The sequence below is a fragment of the Gluconacetobacter brunescens genome (genome assembly GCF_048695475.1).
Taxonomy (GTDB): domain Bacteria; phylum Pseudomonadota; class Alphaproteobacteria; order Acetobacterales; family Acetobacteraceae; genus Gluconacetobacter.
The window spans coordinates 1142028-1160152 of sequence record NZ_JBLHEN010000002.1 but is presented as its reverse complement, the minus strand read 5'-3'; the positions used below and the strand labels follow the sequence as shown (position 1 = coordinate 1160152).

Here is an 18125-nt window from a genome sequence, read left to right as displayed (position 1 = left end):
GTGGCGCGAGACAGGCGAGGGCACGGTGGCGGGATCGCGCTCCATAAAGAATTGCCGCCGAAAACACCAGAGAGAAAGCACTCTCGCCGCGCAGGGCAGGGCTTCTGCCGCCGGGATCAGGGAACCAGGACGGCCGCGCCCTCGAACCGTCCGGCGCGCAGATCGTCCAGCGCGCGGTTGGCGTCGCGCAGGGGATAGCGCGTCGTGCTGGTGCGGATGCCGATCTTGGGCGCCAGGGACAGGAAGTCGATCCCGTCCTGTCGCGTCAGGTTGGCGACCGAGACCAGTTGCCGCTCCTCCCACAGCAGATCGTAGGAAAAGGCCGGGATCTCGCTCATATGGATGCCGGCGCAGACCACACGGCCGCCCTTGCGCACCGCGCGCAGGGCGGCGGGGACCAGCGCGCCCACCGGCGCGAAGATGATGGCGGCATCCAGCGGTTCGGGCGGCGGTTCGTCCGATCCGCCGGCCCAGACCGCGCCGAGGCCGCGCGCGAAATCCTGCGTCTTGCTGTCGCCCGGACGGGTGAAGCCGTAGACCTTGCGGCCCTGCCAGATGGCGACCTGCGCAATGATATGGGCGGCGGCGCCGAAGCCGTAGAGGCCCACCGTCCGGGCGTCCTCGCCGGCCATGACCAGCGATCGCCAGCCGATCAGGCCCGCGCATAGCAGCGGGGCCAGGTCGACATCGTCGCCTTCCTCGCCCAGGGGGAAGGCGTATTGCGCATCGGCGATGGCGGCCGTGGCGTAGCCGCCGTCGCGGGTGTAGCCGGTGAAAAGCGGGTGGTCGCAGAGATTTTCGTGGCCGCTGTGGCAGTAGCGGCAGACGCCGCAGGTATGGCCCAGCCAGGGAATGCCGACCCGCTGCCCCAGATGCAGGCCCTGCACCCCTTCGCCCAGCGCGTCGATCCGGCCCACGATCTCGTGCCCCGGGATGACCGGGTGGCCGGGAAAGGGCAGGTCGCCATCGACCACATGCAGGTCGGTGCGGCAGACGCCGCAGGCGCAGACCCGCACCCGGATCTCGCCGGGGCCGGGCTGGCGGTCGGGCAGTTCCACCCATTGCAGTTGGGTGTGCGGGGCGTCCAGTCTCATCGCATGCATGGTCGGGCCTCCGGCGCGTGGTCGGGATTGCCCGCTTACTCCATCATGTCGGCATGGCCCTGCGCTATGATCTGGATCAGCGCGCCCAGGGGATGACCCGATCGTGATCCCAGGGGGGTGCGCGAAGGGTGCGGCCAGGGCGAGGGGGAGGGATGGCGGTCGGGGGTGGTGTGGTCGGGCGGGTTGCCCGCGCGGTCGCGGCGGGGGCATGAGCGGCCGGTCCGATCATGGGCCAGCAGGGCGGCGATCAGGCTGGAACCGGTCGAGAGATGGCGCTGCATCCGGGACTCCATCGGGCAAGGTGTGCTGTCCATTATATTAAAATGATAATCATTCGCAAGTAGAATACCGCGATCGTCATAACAGAGTTGCGAGGACTGCTAGGCAGTCTCCTTGCGGGCCGGTATGACATTGGGCCCGGATTTCGCGGCTGGCGCATCGCGCGGCCAGGATAGGGCGGGGGCAGGCCGGGGACCGTCAGGTTCCTCCGGCCCCCACGAAGTGTTCGCCCCCGTAGGCAAGCAGAACCAAGAGGAAAAGCCGTATGGCCAAGATCAAGGTGAAGGAACCGGTCGTCGAACTCGACGGCGATGAGATGACGCGGATCATCTGGAGCTTCATCAAGGAGAAGCTGATTCTCCCGTACCTCGATATCGACCTGAAATATTACGATCTGGGAATCGAGCACCGCGACGCCACCGACGACCGGGTGACCGTCGAGGCCGCCGAGGCGATCAAGAAATACCGGGTCGGCGTGAAGTGCGCGACGATCACCCCCGACGAAGCCCGCGTGACCGAGTTCGGGCTGAAGAAGATGTGGCGCTCGCCCAACGGCACGATCCGCAACATCCTCGACGGGACGATCTTCCGCGAGCCGATCATCTGCTCCAACGTGCCGCGCCTGGTGCCGCACTGGACGCAGCCGATCGTCATCGGCCGCCATGCCTATGGCGACATCTATCGCGCCACCGAGACCAAGATCCCCGGCCCCGGCAAGGTGACCCTGACCTACACGCCGGCCGATGGCAGCGCGCCCGTCACGCTCGACGTGCATGATTTCAAGGGCCCCGGCGTCGCGCTTGGCATGCACAATACCAAGGCTTCGATCGAGGGTTTTGCCCGCGCGTCGCTGACTTATGGCCGCGACCGCAAGCTGCCGGTCTATCTCTCGACCAAGAACACCATCCTGAAGGCCTATGACGGCATGTTCAAGGATGTGTTCCAGGAGATCTACGACGCCGAGTTCAAGGCCGATTTCGAGAAGCTGGGCCTGACCTACGAGCATCGCCTGATCGACGACATGGTGGCCTCCGCCCTGAAATGGAGCGGCGGCTATGTGTGGGCGTGCAAGAACTATGACGGCGACGTGGAGAGCGACATCGTGGCGCAGGGCTTCGGCAGCCTGGGGCTGATGACGTCGGTCCTGCTGAACCCGACCGGCGACGTGGTGGAATCCGAGGCCGCGCACGGCACGGTGACCCGCCATTATCGCGAGCACCAGAAGGGCCGGCCGACCAGCACGAACCCGATCGCCTCGATCTTCGCCTGGACGCGCGGCCTGGCCTATCGCGGCCGGTTCGACAACACGCCCGACGTGACCCATTTCGCCGAGACGCTGGAACGTGTCTGCGTCGAGACGGTCGAGGCGGGCCAGATGACCAAGGACCTGGCCCTGCTGATCGGGCCGGATGCGAAGTGGCTGACGACCCAGGAATTCCTGGCAGTGCTGGACACCAACCTGCGCAAGGCGATCGCCGCCTGACGCACAGGGCGGCCGGGCTTGATGGCCTGGCCGCTTTTTTTATTGGTCGAGGATTGCGATTGCTGTCGCGAAACTCGGCGCCAGGGGCAGGAGCGGCGTCAGCGTCGCCTGCCAGGCGTGGTAGAGATCGGCCTTGCCTTTGTAGACCACGGCCGAAGGGCGGTTGTTCCGGTCCAGTTCCTGGAGCCAGCCGCCCTGCCTGCGGTCGATCATGTGCAGGTCGATATAGTCCCAGATCGTCTGGTACCATCGTTCATATTCGGCGTGACCCGTGCGCTTCAGCAGCGCGGCGGCGGCGGTCAGCGCCTCGGCCTGGCACCAGTGGGGGCGGTTGTGCACGACCGGCTCCCCGGACCAGTCGATGGTATAGAGCAGGCCCGGTGCGCCGTCGCGCGCCCAGCCGGCCTTGATGCCGCGATGGAACAGGCCGATGGCGTCTTCCAGCAGCCATGACGGCGCGGTGCCGTCCGCGCGCAGCAGGGCGGCTTCCAGCTTGAGCATCAGGTGCGACCATTCGACGAAATGCCCCGGTGTCATGCCATAGGGACGCAGGTCGTCGGTTGGTTTGTCCTTGTGGAAATCCTTCAGGATCGTCCAGTCGAGATCGAAATGCTCCGGGACGGCATAGGCGGCGTTGCGGGCGAAAGTATGGATGAAGCGTTCGGCGACCCTGAGGGCGCGGTGGCGCCAGAGCGGCTTGCCGGTGACGTCGGCGACCGCCATGCAGGCTTCCACCGAATGCATGTTGGCATTGGCGCCGCGATAGGCTTCCTCATCCGTCCAGTCCGCCGCGAAGCTTTCGCGGAAGACGCCTTCTTCCTCGCTCCAGAAATGCCGGTCCCATATGGAGAGCGCGTCGTCGAGCAGGCCGTCGGCGCCTGGGATACGCTGCACCACCGCCGAAGAGGCGGCGAGCGCCACGAAGGCGTGCAGGTAGGCCTGCTTGCGGCCGTTCCCCGGCCTTTTTCCGTCCTGTTCCGCGCCTTCGAACCAGCCGCCATGCGTCTGGTCGCGCAACGGGCCCAGCAGGCTGGCGACGCCGTGGGCCGCCAGCGGGGCGCATCCGGGCAGGCCGCGCCCGGCGGCGACCGCGTAGACATGCGTCATCCGCGCGGTCAGGATCGTGTCGGCCGGTTTGCCCGGCGTCAGCCGGCCGTCATTGTCCAGGGGGGCGAAGCCTGCATCGACCCGCGAGGGTTTGGAGAAATCCAGCAGGCGCTGGCCCTGAAGGTCGAGCCAGCGGCGATGCGTGGACGCGCGCAGCCAGCTTGAGGCCGGCAGCATCAGCGAGGGGAGCGGCTCAGCCATTGATGATCATGCCGCCATTGACGTGGACGGTCTGGCCCGTGACGTAGGACGCATCCTGCGACGCCAGGTAGACATATGCCGGGCCGAGTTCGCTCGGCTGGCCGATCCGGCCCAGCGGTGTGTCCTTGCCCAGGTCGGCCACTTCCTGTGGGTCGATCGGCCCCCAGCTTGCCGGTTGCAGCGGTGTCCAGACCGGGCCGGGTGCGACGGCGTTGACCCGGATGCCCTTGTCGGCGAGTTGCAGGGCCAGCGCGCGGGTGAAGCCCATTTCGGCTGCCTTGGTGGTGGTGTAGGCGACCAGGGATTTGTTGCCGGCGAAGGCGTTGATCGACGATGTGTTGATGATGGCGCTGCCTTTGCCGAGATGGGGCAGGGCAGCGCGCGTGATGTAGAAATAACCGTTGATGTTGACGTTCATGTGGCGCTGCCACGTCTCGTCGGTAATATCGGTCAGGTCTTCGCTGACATATTGGACGCCGGCATTGTTCACCACGATGTCCAGGCCGCCGAATGCCTCGACCGTGCGGGATACTGCGTCGTTGCAGACGGTGCTGTCTGACACGTCGCCTTCGATCGCCAGGCCTTTTGCGCCTTCGGCCTCGACGAGGCGGATCGTTTCCTGCGCGTCTTCGGTTTCTTCCAGATAGAGGATTGCGACATTCGCACCCTCGCGTGCGAAATGCAGGGCTGCCGCGCGGCCGATGCCGCTGTCGCCGCCCGTGATCAGTGCGCGCCGCCCCTGCAATTTGCCGCTGCCGCGATAATCGGCGCGGATATGCTCCGCCTGGGGTTTCATCAGGCGTTCGACGCCCGGCTGATGGTCCTGGCTCTGGGGTGGAATGGTCTGGGTCATGAGGGTGTCTCCTGCGGGAAAATCGTGGACTGGCAGGTAACGGTCTCCCCTCTGGCAACCGCTGCCTCACCGTGCAAACACGCTGGGGGCGGGAAGCGTTGCCTAAACTCTTGTTCAGGTTCCTTGATTGTTTCTTAATTTGGGGACGTTCGAAGATGTTCTTTCCTGAAAAAAGAGAAGCAAAAAGATTTCCCGCTTATCATCCAGGCAGCACCGGATTTTCGTTGTATGCGCGTTGGATCGCCGACAGGATGACTTTGCAAACAGCTTCTTATACAGACTCGCACTGATCCACGTAGTGAGGCATCATGATCGCAGTTGTTTCGAAGTCGCTTGCTTCGGTCAGACGGAGGTGAACGTGCTATCAACAGAACGGGAAGCGATCATGCTCTCAAACGTTCGGAGGGATTGGGCTAACGTCGGCTTATGGCCCGAAGATCTTGATTCTCGAGATGTACATCTTTCTTTGTCAGTCAAAAGTTATATTAAAACTCATAAATTAGACGATTCATTTATCGATAATGAGTATAATAACTACGTTACGTTAAAATCTGAAGAACTCAAGAGGGTGATAGATAGCTATGCCGAGATGTATTGGAACAATATCTTCAATGGCAGCTATCAAGCGCGTGATCCGTCGACCGGGCTCTACCAAGAAGTACGGAGACCTATCGTGAATGACGAATATAAGAAACGAATATTCTGCAGGATCGTACGCGCGATGTTTTGTCATAACTTACAGATCGTCCGACCCGAAAACATGGACGAACTCGATCGGCAGCAGTGATGTGAGGCGTGAGGAGCTGCCCCCACGAGGTCTGCTCCGTCTCGGTTTCGTAGCGCACCAGCGCATCCCGGAGTGCCTCGACGCTGAACTCCGCATCCATCGTGCGCGGCTTCTGGTAGATCGCCCGCAACCTTACGGGAACATTCCATCGGCGATGCTGACGGAACCTTGGTTCCTTCCGCCCATTCTCGCCATGCTCTCGATCGCCTGGCGCTTCCATTGGGCGATCATCGTCTGACGCACGCCGTGCTTCGACGCCAGTTCCGCCAGCGTCTGCTCACCCCGGATCGCCTCCAGCGCGACCCGCGACTTGAACTCACCCGAATACCGTTCCCGCGTAACCTTGCCCATAAACCCGCCCTCACTCAGGTCGGATTACAGCTTAGCGCCCTGTTCGAAAAACGGGAGGCACCGCTGGTCTGTCATCTGAAAGCTTAACTCTTCATATCGCAACGAGCATCATGCGAGCGAGCAAATATCTGAACATCGGATTCCGTCGCGATGACAAAACTGAAACTTGTATCAGAAAACCCATAAGCGCGAATATCGCATACGTTGTGTGTGCTTACGCACACCGCTCTGCCATCAGGATAAATCAGATCGACGTCTGGTGCGGGCCAAAGCGCATCCCTTTTGCACAACGAAAATCCGTCAGATGTCGTGATAGGAAGATATCCGCCCCAAATGCCAGCTGTGGGAATTATCTCTCCGGCCATGCAACCAAAACCCGACATCTTCAAACGACGGTAATGCTCAACACTTACGAACTCGTCTTGTCCAACAGCAAGCCTTTCTCCAGTAATTGTATCGGTCAAAGTCACCTTGCTCGCGGAATGAATCAGGATAACGTCGCGGCCTTTGGCGTAGCCTACCTGGTAGAGTCCTCCCACCAGGACGGTACCTACCTTGAACCAGGGCTCAGGAGGATCCTGTACCAGATTGTTTTCAATCATCACCATGTCAATTTTACCTTTGGTTCTCTACAGGTCAAAGCTCTACCGACTATACGCGAACGTATAGATGATATATCTGGTGCCGAACTTTCAATCTGAAAATAATAAAGAAATATACAAGATATTTTCGGGAATAGGATTGATGGAAATAAAGATCGGGGCGCGGAAGATACAATTCGGCCGGCACCTCGATATAGGGCAGAGGTAGGAGCCTGTTTGGAGATACGCGTCGGATCGCCGCCAGCGTACATTTCAAAACAGGCTCTAACGTTATTTCGGTCGTTCCGGAAGGTTTCCGGACCACTGACCAAAAAAACGAATAAAAGTCTTTTTGCTTCTTTTTCTTCAGAAAAAGAAGAGGCTTTCAGTCCTCGCCCGCAGCACGATAAGGCGACTGCGCGTCCAGTTCCGCCATTTCGTGCAGCATGGCTTCGCGTTCATGGACCACGAATTCGGCGACCGCGCGGCGCAGGCCGGGATGGGCGATCCAGTGGGCGGAATAGGTGGGGGTGGGGCGGTAGCCGCGCTGGATCTTGTGGTGGCCCTGGGCACCGGCTTCGACCCGGCGCAGACCGTGGGCGATGGCGAAATCGATCGCGCGGTAATAGCAGAGTTCGAAATGCAGGAACGGATAGTCGCCGTCGCAGCCCCAGTTGCGGCCATAGAGCGTGTCGGTGCCCATCAGGTTGAGCGCGCCGGCGACGGGGGTGCCGTCGCGTTCGGCCAGCATCAGCACCACGCGGTCGCCCAGCCGTTCCGACAGCAGGGGGAAGAATTCGGGCGTGAGGTAGGCGCTGCCCCATTTGCGATCGACGGTGGCGGTGTAGAAGCGGTAGAAATGCGCCCAGAGATCGGGCGTGATTGCGCGGCCCTGCACGGTGCGGAAGGTGAGGCCGCATTGATTGGCGTCTCGCCGCTCGCGCTTCAGGACCTTGCGCTTGCGCGAGGCGAGGGTGGCGAGGAAATCGTCGAAGCTGGCGTAGCCGGCATTGTCCCAGTGGAATTGGACGCCCAGCCGTTGCAGCCAGCCGGCTTCGCCCAGCAGCGTGTAGTCGTCCTCGGTGCAGAAGGTGACGTGGACCGAGGAGACGCCCAGTTCGGTGGCGGCCTGACGCAGGGCGCCGGCGAGGGCCTGGCGCAGGCCGGGCTGGTCCGCCGCGTCGTGGCGTACCAGCAGACGGGGACCCGGTACCGGCGAGAAGGGGACCGCAACCTGCAATTTGGGGTAGTAGTCGCCGCCGGCCTGCTCGAACGCGCGGGCCCAGGTGTGGTCGAAGACATATTCGCCGTAGGAATGCGATTTGGCGTACATCGGCGCCGCCGCCAGCAGGCGGCCGGCGGGATCGCGGATGGCGGCGTGCTGGGGTAGCCAGCCGGTGCGGCGGCCGGTCGATCCGCTGTCTTCCAGCGCCGAGAGAAAGGCGTGGCTGACGAAGGGATTGTCGGGGCCGGCGCAGGCATCCCACTCCATCGCCGGGATGTCGGCGATGGCGGGATGCAGGCTCAGGGTCAGGGCGGTCATGATCGGGCCGCCCCTGGTCAGGCGATCTCGAACAGGCCTTCGACCTCGACGGCGGCATCGAGCGGCAGGGACGGGACGCCGATGGTGGAGCGGGCGTGGCGCCCGGCCTCGCCGAAGATCGCGACCGCGAGATCGGACGCGCCGTTCATGACCGTGGCATGCTGGGTGAAGCTGGGGACGCAGGAGATGAAACCGCCGAGGCGGACCACGCGGCGGACCCGCGAGAGGTCGCCCACGGCGGCGCGGACCTGGGCGATGACGTTGATCATGGCGTAGCGGGCGGCCTCGACCCCGACCTCGACCGCGACATCGGCGCCGAGTTTGCCGGTGGCGAACAGCTTGCCGTCGAGCAGCGGCAACTGGCCGGAGACGACCAGCAGCGAGCCGCTGAGGACGCTGGCGACATAGGTGGCGACGGGGGCGGGGGGCACGGGCAGGATGATGCCGTGCCGGTCCAGGCGGGTTTCGGGGGTGTCGGTCATGAACGGGGCTCCTTGTCCGAAACGGGCGGCGTGGCGCTTAGCCGACCAGGCGAAGTTTGCCGCGCCGGGTGGTATTGTCCCCTTTCGTCTCGGGGAAATCCAGCGGCAGCATCGGAGACGGGATGTCGGTCAGGTCGTCCTGATGCGGTGCGTCGGGCAGCTTGTGGCCCAGATAGGCATCCGACAAGGCCCTGAACGCATAATCCAGCATGGAGGTCGCATAGGAGGCGACCGGATCGCCCTCCACCGTGCCGGCGGGGCCGAAGCGGGTATAGGCGAAGGCATCGACATAATCGTTCAGCGGCGCGCCATATTGCAGGCCGATGCTGACGGCCTGGCCCAGTGCGTCCAGCAGGCCGCGCGTCATCGGCCCCTCGCGGGCCGGGGTGATGGTGACCTCGCCCAGCGAGCCGTCTTCATATTCCGCCGTGCGGAGGAACAGGCGGTGGCCGCCGACGCTGGCCTTCTGCGTGAAGCCGCCATGGCGGGCCGGCAGGTGCCGGCGGACGCCGCGATCGAGCGCCAGGCGGGCGCGCAGGGTCGGCATGGCCGTCGGGTCCGGCCGGGCGGGCATGCGGTCGACGAAGCCGGCCAGCGCGCGGTGCATCGCCTTGTGGGCCTCGATATCCGGCAGGGGCAGCACGCTCTCGCCCGCCAGGGCGGCGGCGAAGGCGGCCTCGGGCGTCAGGCCCCGGGCCGTCAGGCGGGAAAGGGTGCTGGCGGCCAGCCGGCCGTCGGGCCGGAGCGGCGAGAAGATGGGGGCGAGGCCGCAGGCTTCCACCCCCAGCAGGGCGTCGATCGGGCCCGGCGCGGAAAAGCCGGTTTCGATGCGGGGCAGGGGGGTGTCGGTTTCGACCGCCGCGTCGCGCCAGACGGCGCGCGCGGTTTCGGCGAGGCCGGGCACCGTGCTGCGCGCGGGGGGAAGCAGCAGGGTTTCCGCCCCGCATCCCGCATGGGCGACCGAGGTGGCCAGCGATGCCAGGCTGCACGCGACGTCGCGGCCGGCGTCGCTGTCGTAATCCAGCCCCAGCGCCGCGAGGCAGGCGTCGAGATTGGTCATCAGCAGGTCGCCGGCGATCGGCGGCGGCTCGGCCGGCTGGGCCTCGGGCCGGGCCTTGCGCCCGCGTGACGGCGGGGGCGGCGCGAGGTCGGGGAAGGGGAGTTCGCCATTGCGCAGCGCCGCCTTGCGCTCGGCCACGTCGCGCAGCACCTGGCAGAGCAGGCGCAGCGCAGCCACGAAATCCTCGGCCAGGAAGCCGCTGCCGGGCTGCACGAAGCCCGCCAGATTGACGACGAAGCCCGGCCGCCGGTCGTGCTGGCCGGTCCACAGGGACTCGGTCGGGGCCGCCTGGCGCAGCATGAGCAGGCAGGAGAGCGAGCGGGCCTGCGGGGCCAGCGGGCCCACGGCCACGTCGTCCACCCAGCGGGCCGCCTCGGTTGCCAGGCGCGCGGCCCCCCGGCCGGGCGCGAGGCGCGCCAGGGCTGCCGCCGCCTCGTCATCCCAGTCGGCGGGGAGGGTGACGGCGCGGAGAGCGTCGTCCGGGTCCGCGGCGGCCTGCGTGGTACGCATGCGCACGCCGTTCCAGTGGCTTCGGGCTGTCATGGCATTCACTCTAGGCCCGCTTCGGGACGGGGCGGAAGCCGTATATGGTGGGTCCCAGACTATACAGACCACTGTATATTGTGGATATGGGGGATAAGTCGGTGGTTTCCCGATCCCGGAGTTGTGAACGGGCGAGTCCCGCCGCACCGGGTGGACCGGCCGCCGGAAAGGGGGTTATCCTCGGCGCATGGCAAATCTCGGCACCCGCATCTATACCAAGTTCAAGGGTCGGCTGGTCGGCAAGGATGCCGATGGCCGGTGCTATTACGAGGCGCGCACCGCGAATCGTACCGGCGGCGGCCTGAAGCGGCATGAACGCTGGGTCATCTACCACAAGGGCGAGGATGCCTCGGTCGTGCCGCCCGAATGGTGGGGGTGGCTGCACCATGTCGATGATGCACCCCTGCCCGAGAGCGCGCGCCAGCCGTGGCAGATCCCGTATCCGGGCAACCGGACCGGGACGGTGGATGCTTACCATCCGCCCGGAAGCGACTATCGCGGTGGCCGCCGTGCGGTTTCGACCAGCGATTACGAGGCCTGGATTCCCGAAGGGTGAAACGGTGGGCGGAACCTGTTAAGGTCCGCCCTGATACTGCCTGAATGCTGTTGATGCTGGGTCGCGCGCGGCCTGAATCGGCGGTGGCCTGCGTGTGTCTTTGGGTGTCGGAGCGGCCTTTCGGGCCGTGTGCCGGGGCCGCGAGACAGGCGTCGGGTTGTTGGCGGCGGCCGTTTTCAAGCAGTCTCCGTGCTGTGAATTGGGGAACAGAGTCAGAATGGTCAGTGCGGTTGCAGGCCGGGTGAGCCGGAGTTCGGCCGAACTCGCCGCCGGGTGCGGGGTTCTTGTACTGCTGGGCGGGCTTCTGGCCCTGGCGGTGGTCGACAAGGGGCGCCGGCATGAAACCGGCTATCGGCTGCATGCGTCCTTTGCCCATATCGACGGGCTTTCGGTTGGGTCCGATGTGCGGCTGGCCGGGGTGACGGTGGGGCAGGTGGTTGACGAGCACGTCGATCCATCCAGTTTCAAGGCGCAGGTGACCTTTACCGTCCGCCCCGATGTGCAGTTGCCGACCGACAGCGCGGCCATCATCACCAGCGACAGCCTGCTGGGCGGCAAATATGTCGCCCTGTCGCCGGGGGCCGACAATGCGATGCTGAAGCCCGGCGGCGCGATCACCGAGACTCAGGGGGCGATCAGCCTGGAGCAGTTGCTCAGCCGCTTCATCTTCTCGGTGACCGATACGATGACCAAGGCCAACCAGCAGCGCGCGAACCAGGGGGCGGCGACTCCGGATAGCGGCCAGCCTTCGGCAGGGCATACCGGAGACAGCGACCAGCCATGAGCGGGGCCGCGCTTCCGCCGCCGCCCGCGATCTGGCACCAATCGGATGGCGCGCCGGTTTCCTGCCAGGACAAGATCCGGGTGCTGAACGAGAATTATGCCGAGCTTTGCGAGGTCATGCGGGACACGTTCGAGGACGCGGTGCTGATCGGTGTGGACGAGGAAGGCATGCGCCAGGTGATCATGGAGGTCGCGGCCGCGTTGCGAAGCCCGAGATCGTGAGGCGGGACAGGTTGCGCCTGTTGCGCCCGGTATCAGGCCGGACGGGGCCCTTGCGTGCGACGCTGGCCGCCTTGCTGGTGCTGGCGGCATGGCGTGGCGGGCCCGGCGGCATGGCGGCCCGCGCGCAGGAGATCGTGGCGCCGCCTGCGATCTATCCCGCCGATACCTGGCAGGGACGCTCCGTCGCCACCGTGCGGGTGCTGGATACGCTGGATTCCAGCGTGCAGGTGCTGACCATTCCGGTGGGGCAGGATGCGACTTTCAGGGCGCTGACGATCCATGTCGGCGCCTGCCGCGACCGGCCGGCGACGCTGACGCCCGATGCGGCGGGATGGCTGGCGGTACGCGATACCAGGCAGGACGGCCCCGGCTTCAACGGATGGATGCTGGCGGGCGAACCGTTCCTGGGCGTCTTTCAGGACCCGATCTATGCCGTGCGCCTCATCGGCTGCGCGGGCGACCCGGTGGCGCCCATTCCGCCTCCGCTGGCGGGGCTGGCGGCCGCCGCGACGCAGCCGGGCGATCAGCCGGTGGCGGGTGCGCCGGGCCAGAATACGCCGCCCGTGCCGGGCGCGCCGGGGCCGCAGGTGCCGACGGTTCCGGCGGCACCGCCGACGGGCCAGCCCGCCGCGGCCTCCGCCCCGCCTGCAGCGGCGCCCGCCGCGCGTTTCGGCGGGGCGCCGCTCTCCCTGTCGCCGCCTGACGAGGACGCGCCGGTGCCGGGTGCCGCTCGCCAGCCTTCCGGTGCCGCCATGCAGCGGGCGGGGCGGCCCATGGCCTTGCCGCCGCCGGTGCCTTTTGCAACGGGTAATGTCGCGCCGTCCCGCTCGCCGCCCGCGTCGACCGCCCCACCGGCATCGCAGGCCCAGCCCGGGCAGCCGCAATCCCTCCTGCCCCCCTGACGGGGGCAGAAAGCAACCTGTCCCGCCGGTGTCGGTTCGGGATGAATGACAAGCCTTCGGTCCCAAGGAGTCCAGAATGCCCATGAGCCCGACGGATTATGCCGGTCCGGCCGGCCGGTTCATGCCTCCGCCCGGCGAAGCGGCGCTGCTGCTGGATTTTGACGGCACGCTGGTCGATATCGCGCCGACGCCTGAATCGGTGGTCGTGTCTCCCGGCCTGCTGGACGTGCTGCGGCGGCTGCGGGCGAAATGCGGCGATGCGCTGGCGGTGATTTCGGGCCGCGCGGTGGATCAGATCGACCATTTTCTCGGCGACGTGCCGTTTGCCGTGGCCGGCGAGCATGGGCTGGCGGTGCGGCATCGTCCGGACGGCCCGATCGTGCGGGCCGAACTGCCGGCCATGCCGCCGACCTGGCTGCCGGCCGCCGAGGCCCTGGCCGCGCAGCATCCGGGCGTGCGGATCGAGCGCAAGCCCGCCGGCTTCGTGCTGCATTACCGCGCCGCGCCCGAGATGGCGGATGTGCTGCGCGAGGCCGCGGAATCCTGGGTGGCGTCGACCCACGGGCGCTTCCATGTGCAGACGGCCAAGATGGCCTGGGAAATCCGGCCCCATGGCGTGGACAAGGGCCATGCGGTGGCGGCGCTGATGCAGTCGCCGCCCTTCGCCGGGCGGCACCCGATCTTTGTCGGCGACGACGTGACGGACGAGGACGGCATTCGCGCGGCCGAGGCGCTGGGCGGGGCGGGGTTCCGCATCCCTCGGGATTTCCCCGATCCCGCCGCCTTTCGCGCCTGGCTGGCGACTCTCGCGGGCGGAGGGGATGATTCATGGGGCGTCTGATCATCGTATCCAACCGGGTGCCTTCGCCGCGCGAGCGTCTGCAGCCGGCCGGCGGCCTGACGGTGGGATTGAAGGACGCGCTGCGCGGCGGGGAGTCGCTGTGGTTCGGCTGGTCGGGCAACCAGTCCGAATTCGAGGGCGACCCCGCCGTGGGCATGGATGAGGTCGATGGCGTGACCTATGCCACGATCGACCTGACGGCGCGCCAGCACGAGGGATTCTACCAGAATTTCTCGAACGGCATCCTGTGGCCGCTGTTTCACTACCGTGTCGGGCTGATGAACTATTCGCGTCGCGACTGGCAGACCTATCTGGAGGTCAATGCCATGTTCGCGCGCTGCCTGCGCGCGCTGTTGCAGCCGGACGATGTGATCTGGGTCCATGACTATCATCTGTTTCCGCTGGGCCAGGCGCTGCGCGACCTGGGCGTGACGGGGCGGATCGGTTTCTTCCTGCATATTCCCGTGCCGCCCTGGAGCCTCGTGCGCTCGATGCCGGGGGCGAAGCTGCTGCTGGAAGACATGCAGGCCTACGACCTGATCGGGGTGCAGACCGAAGAGGATGCGGACAACCTGAACCACGCCTTCCGCCTGAACGGGCTGGCCGAACGGGCGGGGGCCTTTCCGATCGGGATCGATCCGCATGAATTCCGCGAGCAGGCCGAGGAGAGCGTGCGGCGCGAGGAGGCGGACCGCCTGCGCGCCAGCCTGCGCGGGACGGCGCTGATCCTGGGCGTGGACCGGCTGGATTATTCCAAGGGCCTGCCGGAGCGCTTCAGGGGCTACGAGGCGTTCATGGCCCGTTATCCCGAACATCGGGGCAAGGTGTCGTTCCTGCAGGTTGCCCCCGTCTCGCGCGGCGATGTGGAGGAATATCGGCAACTCCGGTGCCAGCTTGATGAACTGACGGGGCGGATCAACGGCGCCTATGCCGAGTTCGACTGGACGCCGATCCGCTACCTGACGCGGCCGGTGGCCCGGGATATCCTGGCCGGGTTCTATCGCATGGCCGACGTGGCATTGATCACGCCGCTGCGCGACGGGATGAACCTGGTGGCGAAGGAATATGTCGCGGCGCAGGACGCGGCCGACCCCGGCGTGCTGGTGCTGTCGCATTTCGCGGGTGCGGCGCCGGAAATGGACGAGGCGGTGCTGGTCAATCCCTATGACGCCGACGAGATCGCCGATGCGCTGCATCAGGCGCTGACCATGGGGCTGGAGGAACGCCAGCGGCGCTGGAGCCGTCTGGACGAGGACGTGCGCCGGACCACGGCGGGATTCTGGGCGCGGGACTTCCTGAAGGCGCTGGACGAGGCGCCCCCGGTCGCGATGCCTTCGCCCGGAACATCATGAAGCGGCGGAACGCGGGCCCGGGATGGGTGCTGGGTGGCGTGCTGGTGGTCGCTGGGGGCGTGGCGCTGGGGATCGCGGCCTGGGTCGAATACGGGCTGGGGGAAGTGCCGTGCGGGCTGTGCCTGTGGGAGCGCTGGCCCTGGCGCGTGCTGGTGGGGCTTGGCCTGCTGGCCGCCCTGGCGCGCGGGCAGGGGGCGCGGGCCATGCTGTGGCTGGCTGTTCCGGTGATGCTGGCGGCCTGTGGCCTTTCGGCGGTTCATGTCGGGGTGGAGCAGGGATGGTGGCCCAGCCCGCTGCCGGAATGTCGCGCGCCGGTCTTTCATCCCGGCACGTTCGCCGAGCGCCTGGCCGCCATGCCCGTGCGCCCGTCGAAGCCGTGCGACGCGCCGACCTATCTGGTCGGCGCGCTGCCGCTGTCCATGGCCGCGATGGACGGGCTGTACGCGGCCGGTGTGCTGGCGGTTATAGCGTACTGCCTCTCCCGCGGCCGAAAACGAGGCCGACGATGAACAGCACCAGGAAGATGAAGAACAGGATCTTGCCGATATAGGCGAAATCGGCCGCGAAGCCGCCGAAGCCGAGGGCGGCTGACAGCAGGGCCAGGACGAGGAAGATCAGCGTCCAGCGTAAGAGATCCATCGGGATATCCTCCGATTCATGTGTCTGGACCGGATGGTCCGTCATGGCTTCAATAGCTGGCTGTCCATCGGGTTGCGTTTTCGTTCGCGGATTCGTGGGTTACGATCTGTTATGGCGGTGTTGTGATGGCTTCGGCCCGTGCCCCGATGGGGCGGTTCAATCGTCCTTTCCGTGTTCGGGTGGGGCTTCCAGCAGGCGGGTGACTTATCGTGCCGGATTTCCGCTCTCTCTATCGTCAGGGTTTCGCGCGGGTGGCGGGATGCACGCTGCCGGTGGCGCTGGCCGACCCGGCGGCCAATGTCGCGCGGATGGCCGACATGGTGCGGGCCTGCGATGCCGAAGGCGTGGCGCTGGCGGTGTTTCCCGAACTGGGCGTGTCGGGCTATGCGATCGACGACCTGCGCCAGCAGGACGTGCTGCTCGATGCGGTGGGGAGCGCGCTGGCGAGCCTGGCGGAGGCGACCGCCGGGCTGATGCCGGTGGTGGTGGCGGGGGCGCCGCTGCGGCATGGCGACGCGCTGTATAATTGCGCGGTGGTGCTGCATCGCGGGACCGTCCTGGGCGTGGTGCCCAAGAGCTATCTGCCGAACTACCGCGAATTCTACGAGGCCCGGCATTTCGTCGCCGGGGCCGGGTTGTGCTGCCAGACGATCCATGTGGCGGGGCAGACGGCGCCGTTCGGCACCGACCTGCTGTTCGAGGCCGAGGATCTGCCCGGATTCGTGGTCGGCGTCGAGATCTGCGAGGATGTGTGGGTACCGGCCCCTCCCAGCACGGATGCGGCTTTGGCGGGGGCGACGGTGATCGCCAACCTGTCGGCCAGCGATATCACGGTGGGCAAGGCCGACCAGCGCGACCTGCTGTGCCGCTCGCAATCGATGCGCGCGCTGTGCGCCTATGTCTACGCGGCGGCGGGTGAGGGGGAATCGACCACCGACCTCGCCTGGGACGGGCAGGTTTCGATTTACGAAAACGGCGCGCTGCTGGCGGAGACGGAGCGTTTTCCGCAGGGGCCGCACCGGGCGGTGGCGGATGTCGACCTTGATCTGCTGCGGCAGGAACGCGCCCGGATGGGGACGTTTGCCGATTGCCGCGCCGTGCGGCAGGGGGGAGCGTGGCGCCGGATCGGCTTCGCGCTGGCGCCGCCGCCGGGCGATCTGGGCCTGTTCCGCCGGATCGAGCGTTTTCCCTTCGTGCCCAGCGACCCGGCGCGGCTGGAGCAGGATTGCTTCGAGGCCTGGACGATCCAGGTTTCGGCCCTGAAGCAGCGCCTTGTGGCGACCGGGGCACGGAAGATGGTGATCGGCGTATCCGGCGGGCTGGATTCCACCCAGGCGCTGCTGGTGGCGATCCGGGTCGCCGACGAGTTGTGCCTGGGGCGCGATGCGGTGCTGGCCTATACCATGCCCGGCTTCGGGACCAGCGCCGGCACGCAGTCCAACGCCATGGCGCTGATGCAGGCGCTGGGCGTGGCGGCGGCGGAACTGGATATCCGCCCGACCGCGCGGATGATGCTGGAACAGATGGGCCACCCCTTTGCCCACGGCGTGCCGCAATATGATGTGACCTTCGAGAACGTGCAGGCGGGGCTGCGCACCGATTTCCTGTTCCGGCTGGCCAACCAGCATGGGGGCATCGTGATCGGGACCGGCGATCTGTCGGAACTGGCGCTGGGCTGGTGTACCTATGGCGTCGGCGACCAGATGTCGCATTACAACGTCAATGCCGGGCTGCCGAAGACGCTGATCCAGCATCTGATCCGCTGGGTCGTCGCCTCCCGCCGGGTGGAGGATGACGCGGCGCGGGTGCTGGAGGCGATCCTGGCCACCGAGATTTCGCCCGAACTGATCCCGGCCGGGTCCGACCAGGCCCTGCAGAGCACCGAGGAGAAGATCGGGCCGTACGCCTTGCAGGATTTCACGCTGTACCATGTGTTGCGCCATGGGTTCCGGCCCTCGCGCATTGCGTACATGGCGGAGATCGCGTGGCGCGATGCGGCGGCGGGGACGTGGCCTCCGGGCTTTCCGGCCGATCGGCGCGTGGCCTATGACCTGCCGGCGATCCGGCACTGGCTGTCGGTCTTTCTGAGCCGCTTCTTCGGGTTCAGCCAGTTCAAGCGTTCGGCGGTGCCCAACGGGCCGAAAGTGGTGGCCGGTGGCGCCCTGTCGCCGCGTGGCGACTGGCGGGCGCCTTCGGATGGCAATGCGCGCCTGTGGCTTGAAGAACTGGAACGCAACGTTCCCCACGCCTGATCGGCAAGATATGCCGGGTTTCGGTTGCGATTTATTCTAAATATAGATTATCGGAAAAAAGATCTGTTTTGATTTTTACCGGCCGTCTGGCGGCCCATCGTTAAATTTCCGGTATTTTTTTCTGGAACTTCATCTGGTGCATGGTGTTATAATCAGGCAGGCGGAATGTAGTGCAAGCATTCCCGCCCCGGCGATACGGGTCCAT

Annotated in this window: 18 protein-coding genes and 1 pseudogene; 9 read left to right on the top strand and 10 right to left on the bottom strand. The window is 66.1% G+C overall.

The window, feature by feature from the left end; all coding sequences use genetic code 11:
• Nucleotides 1-116: 116 nt before the first annotated feature.
• Nucleotides 117-1103 (bottom strand): zinc-dependent alcohol dehydrogenase family protein, encoded by a 987-nt coding sequence (locus ACMAUO_RS17545; RefSeq protein WP_420358169.1) that lies wholly within the window; start codon nt 1101-1103, stop codon nt 117-119.
• Between the two features lie 35 nt (nt 1104-1138).
• Nucleotides 1139-1384 (bottom strand): hypothetical protein, encoded by a 246-nt coding sequence (locus tag ACMAUO_RS17540; RefSeq protein ID WP_420358168.1) that lies wholly within the window; start codon nt 1382-1384, stop codon nt 1139-1141.
• Between the two features lie 263 nt (nt 1385-1647).
• Between ACMAUO_RS17540 and ACMAUO_RS17535 the strand changes: the two genes are divergently transcribed.
• The gene (locus tag ACMAUO_RS17535) at nt 1648-2865 is read left to right on the top strand and encodes an NADP-dependent isocitrate dehydrogenase (RefSeq protein ID WP_420358167.1); all 1218 of its coding nucleotides are present in this window, start codon (nt 1648-1650) and stop codon (nt 2863-2865) included.
• Between the two features lie 39 nt (nt 2866-2904).
• Here the strand turns inward: ACMAUO_RS17535 and ACMAUO_RS17530 are convergent, their stop codons facing one another.
• From ACMAUO_RS17530 to ACMAUO_RS17500, 7 genes and pseudogenes are all read right to left on the bottom strand, one after another.
• Nucleotides 2905-4173: a D-mannose isomerase gene (locus tag ACMAUO_RS17530; RefSeq protein ID WP_420358166.1), complete on the bottom strand. Its 1269-nt coding sequence runs from the start codon at nt 4171-4173 to the stop codon at nt 2905-2907.
• Complete coding sequence (locus ACMAUO_RS17525; protein WP_420358165.1) at nt 4166-5026, bottom strand: glucose 1-dehydrogenase; 861 nt, start codon at nt 5024-5026, stop codon at nt 4166-4168. Before ACMAUO_RS17525 ends, ACMAUO_RS17530 begins: the two co-directional genes overlap by 8 nt.
• Nucleotides 5027-6002: 976 nt before the next feature.
• Nucleotides 6003-6164: pseudogene (locus ACMAUO_RS17520) on the bottom strand (transposase); the annotation flags it as partial.
• 83 nt (nt 6165-6247) lie between these two features.
• Nucleotides 6248-6772 (bottom strand): hypothetical protein, encoded by a 525-nt coding sequence (locus ACMAUO_RS17515; RefSeq protein ID WP_420358164.1) that lies wholly within the window; start codon nt 6770-6772, stop codon nt 6248-6250.
• Between the two features lie 358 nt (nt 6773-7130).
• Nucleotides 7131-8288: a GNAT family N-acetyltransferase gene (locus tag ACMAUO_RS17510; RefSeq protein ID WP_420358163.1), complete on the bottom strand. Its 1158-nt coding sequence runs from the start codon at nt 8286-8288 to the stop codon at nt 7131-7133.
• Nucleotides 8289-8305: 17 nt separating this feature from the next.
• Nucleotides 8306-8770 carry a RidA family protein gene (locus ACMAUO_RS17505; protein WP_182973965.1) on the bottom strand — a complete coding sequence of 155 codons (465 nt, stop codon included), beginning with the start codon at nt 8768-8770 and terminating at the stop codon, nt 8306-8308.
• A 37-nt stretch (nt 8771-8807) separates the two neighbouring features.
• Nucleotides 8808-10373, bottom strand: coding sequence for a TSCPD domain-containing protein (locus tag ACMAUO_RS17500; protein ID WP_420358162.1), 1566 nt, complete (start codon nt 10371-10373; stop codon nt 8808-8810).
• Between the two features lie 187 nt (nt 10374-10560).
• Between ACMAUO_RS17500 and ACMAUO_RS17495 the strand changes: the two genes are divergently transcribed.
• The 7 genes from ACMAUO_RS17495 (at nt 10561) to ACMAUO_RS17465 (ending at nt 15538) form a co-directional block, all read left to right on the top strand.
• Complete coding sequence (locus ACMAUO_RS17495) at nt 10561-10929, top strand: NADH-ubiquinone oxidoreductase subunit NDUFA12 family protein (RefSeq protein WP_420358161.1); 369 nt, start codon at nt 10561-10563, stop codon at nt 10927-10929.
• A gap of 217 nt (nt 10930-11146) precedes the next feature.
• A complete protein-coding gene (gene mlaD / locus ACMAUO_RS17490; RefSeq protein WP_420358160.1) occupies nt 11147-11713 on the top strand; it encodes an outer membrane lipid asymmetry maintenance protein MlaD in 567 nt (188 codons plus the stop codon).
• Complete coding sequence (locus tag ACMAUO_RS17485; RefSeq protein ID WP_420358159.1) at nt 11710-11934, top strand: hypothetical protein; 225 nt, start codon at nt 11710-11712, stop codon at nt 11932-11934. Before mlaD ends, ACMAUO_RS17485 begins: the two co-directional genes overlap by 4 nt.
• A gap of 50 nt (nt 11935-11984) precedes the next feature.
• The gene (locus ACMAUO_RS17480; protein ID WP_420358158.1) at nt 11985-12836 is read left to right on the top strand and encodes a DUF2155 domain-containing protein; all 852 of its coding nucleotides are present in this window, start codon (nt 11985-11987) and stop codon (nt 12834-12836) included.
• An 82-nt stretch (nt 12837-12918) separates the two neighbouring features.
• The gene (gene otsB / locus ACMAUO_RS17475) at nt 12919-13677 is read left to right on the top strand and encodes a trehalose-phosphatase (protein ID WP_420358157.1); all 759 of its coding nucleotides are present in this window, start codon (nt 12919-12921) and stop codon (nt 13675-13677) included.
• A complete protein-coding gene (locus ACMAUO_RS17470; protein ID WP_420358156.1) occupies nt 13665-15029 on the top strand; it encodes an alpha,alpha-trehalose-phosphate synthase (UDP-forming) in 1365 nt (454 codons plus the stop codon). Before otsB ends, ACMAUO_RS17470 begins: the two co-directional genes overlap by 13 nt.
• The gene (locus ACMAUO_RS17465; protein WP_420358155.1) at nt 15026-15538 is read left to right on the top strand and encodes a disulfide bond formation protein B; all 513 of its coding nucleotides are present in this window, start codon (nt 15026-15028) and stop codon (nt 15536-15538) included. The genes ACMAUO_RS17470 and ACMAUO_RS17465 overlap by 4 nt, the downstream gene beginning before the upstream one ends.
• Here the strand turns inward: ACMAUO_RS17465 and ACMAUO_RS17460 are convergent.
• Complete coding sequence (locus ACMAUO_RS17460) at nt 15492-15668, bottom strand: DUF1328 domain-containing protein (protein ID WP_182950302.1); 177 nt, start codon at nt 15666-15668, stop codon at nt 15492-15494. The genes ACMAUO_RS17465 and ACMAUO_RS17460 overlap by 47 nt on opposite strands.
• Before the next feature lie 209 nt (nt 15669-15877).
• Here ACMAUO_RS17460 and ACMAUO_RS17455 point away from each other — a divergent pair, with 209 nt between their 5' ends.
• The gene (locus ACMAUO_RS17455) at nt 15878-17920 is read left to right on the top strand and encodes an NAD(+) synthase (RefSeq protein WP_420358154.1); all 2043 of its coding nucleotides are present in this window, start codon (nt 15878-15880) and stop codon (nt 17918-17920) included.
• Nucleotides 17921-18125 lie beyond the last annotated feature (205 nt).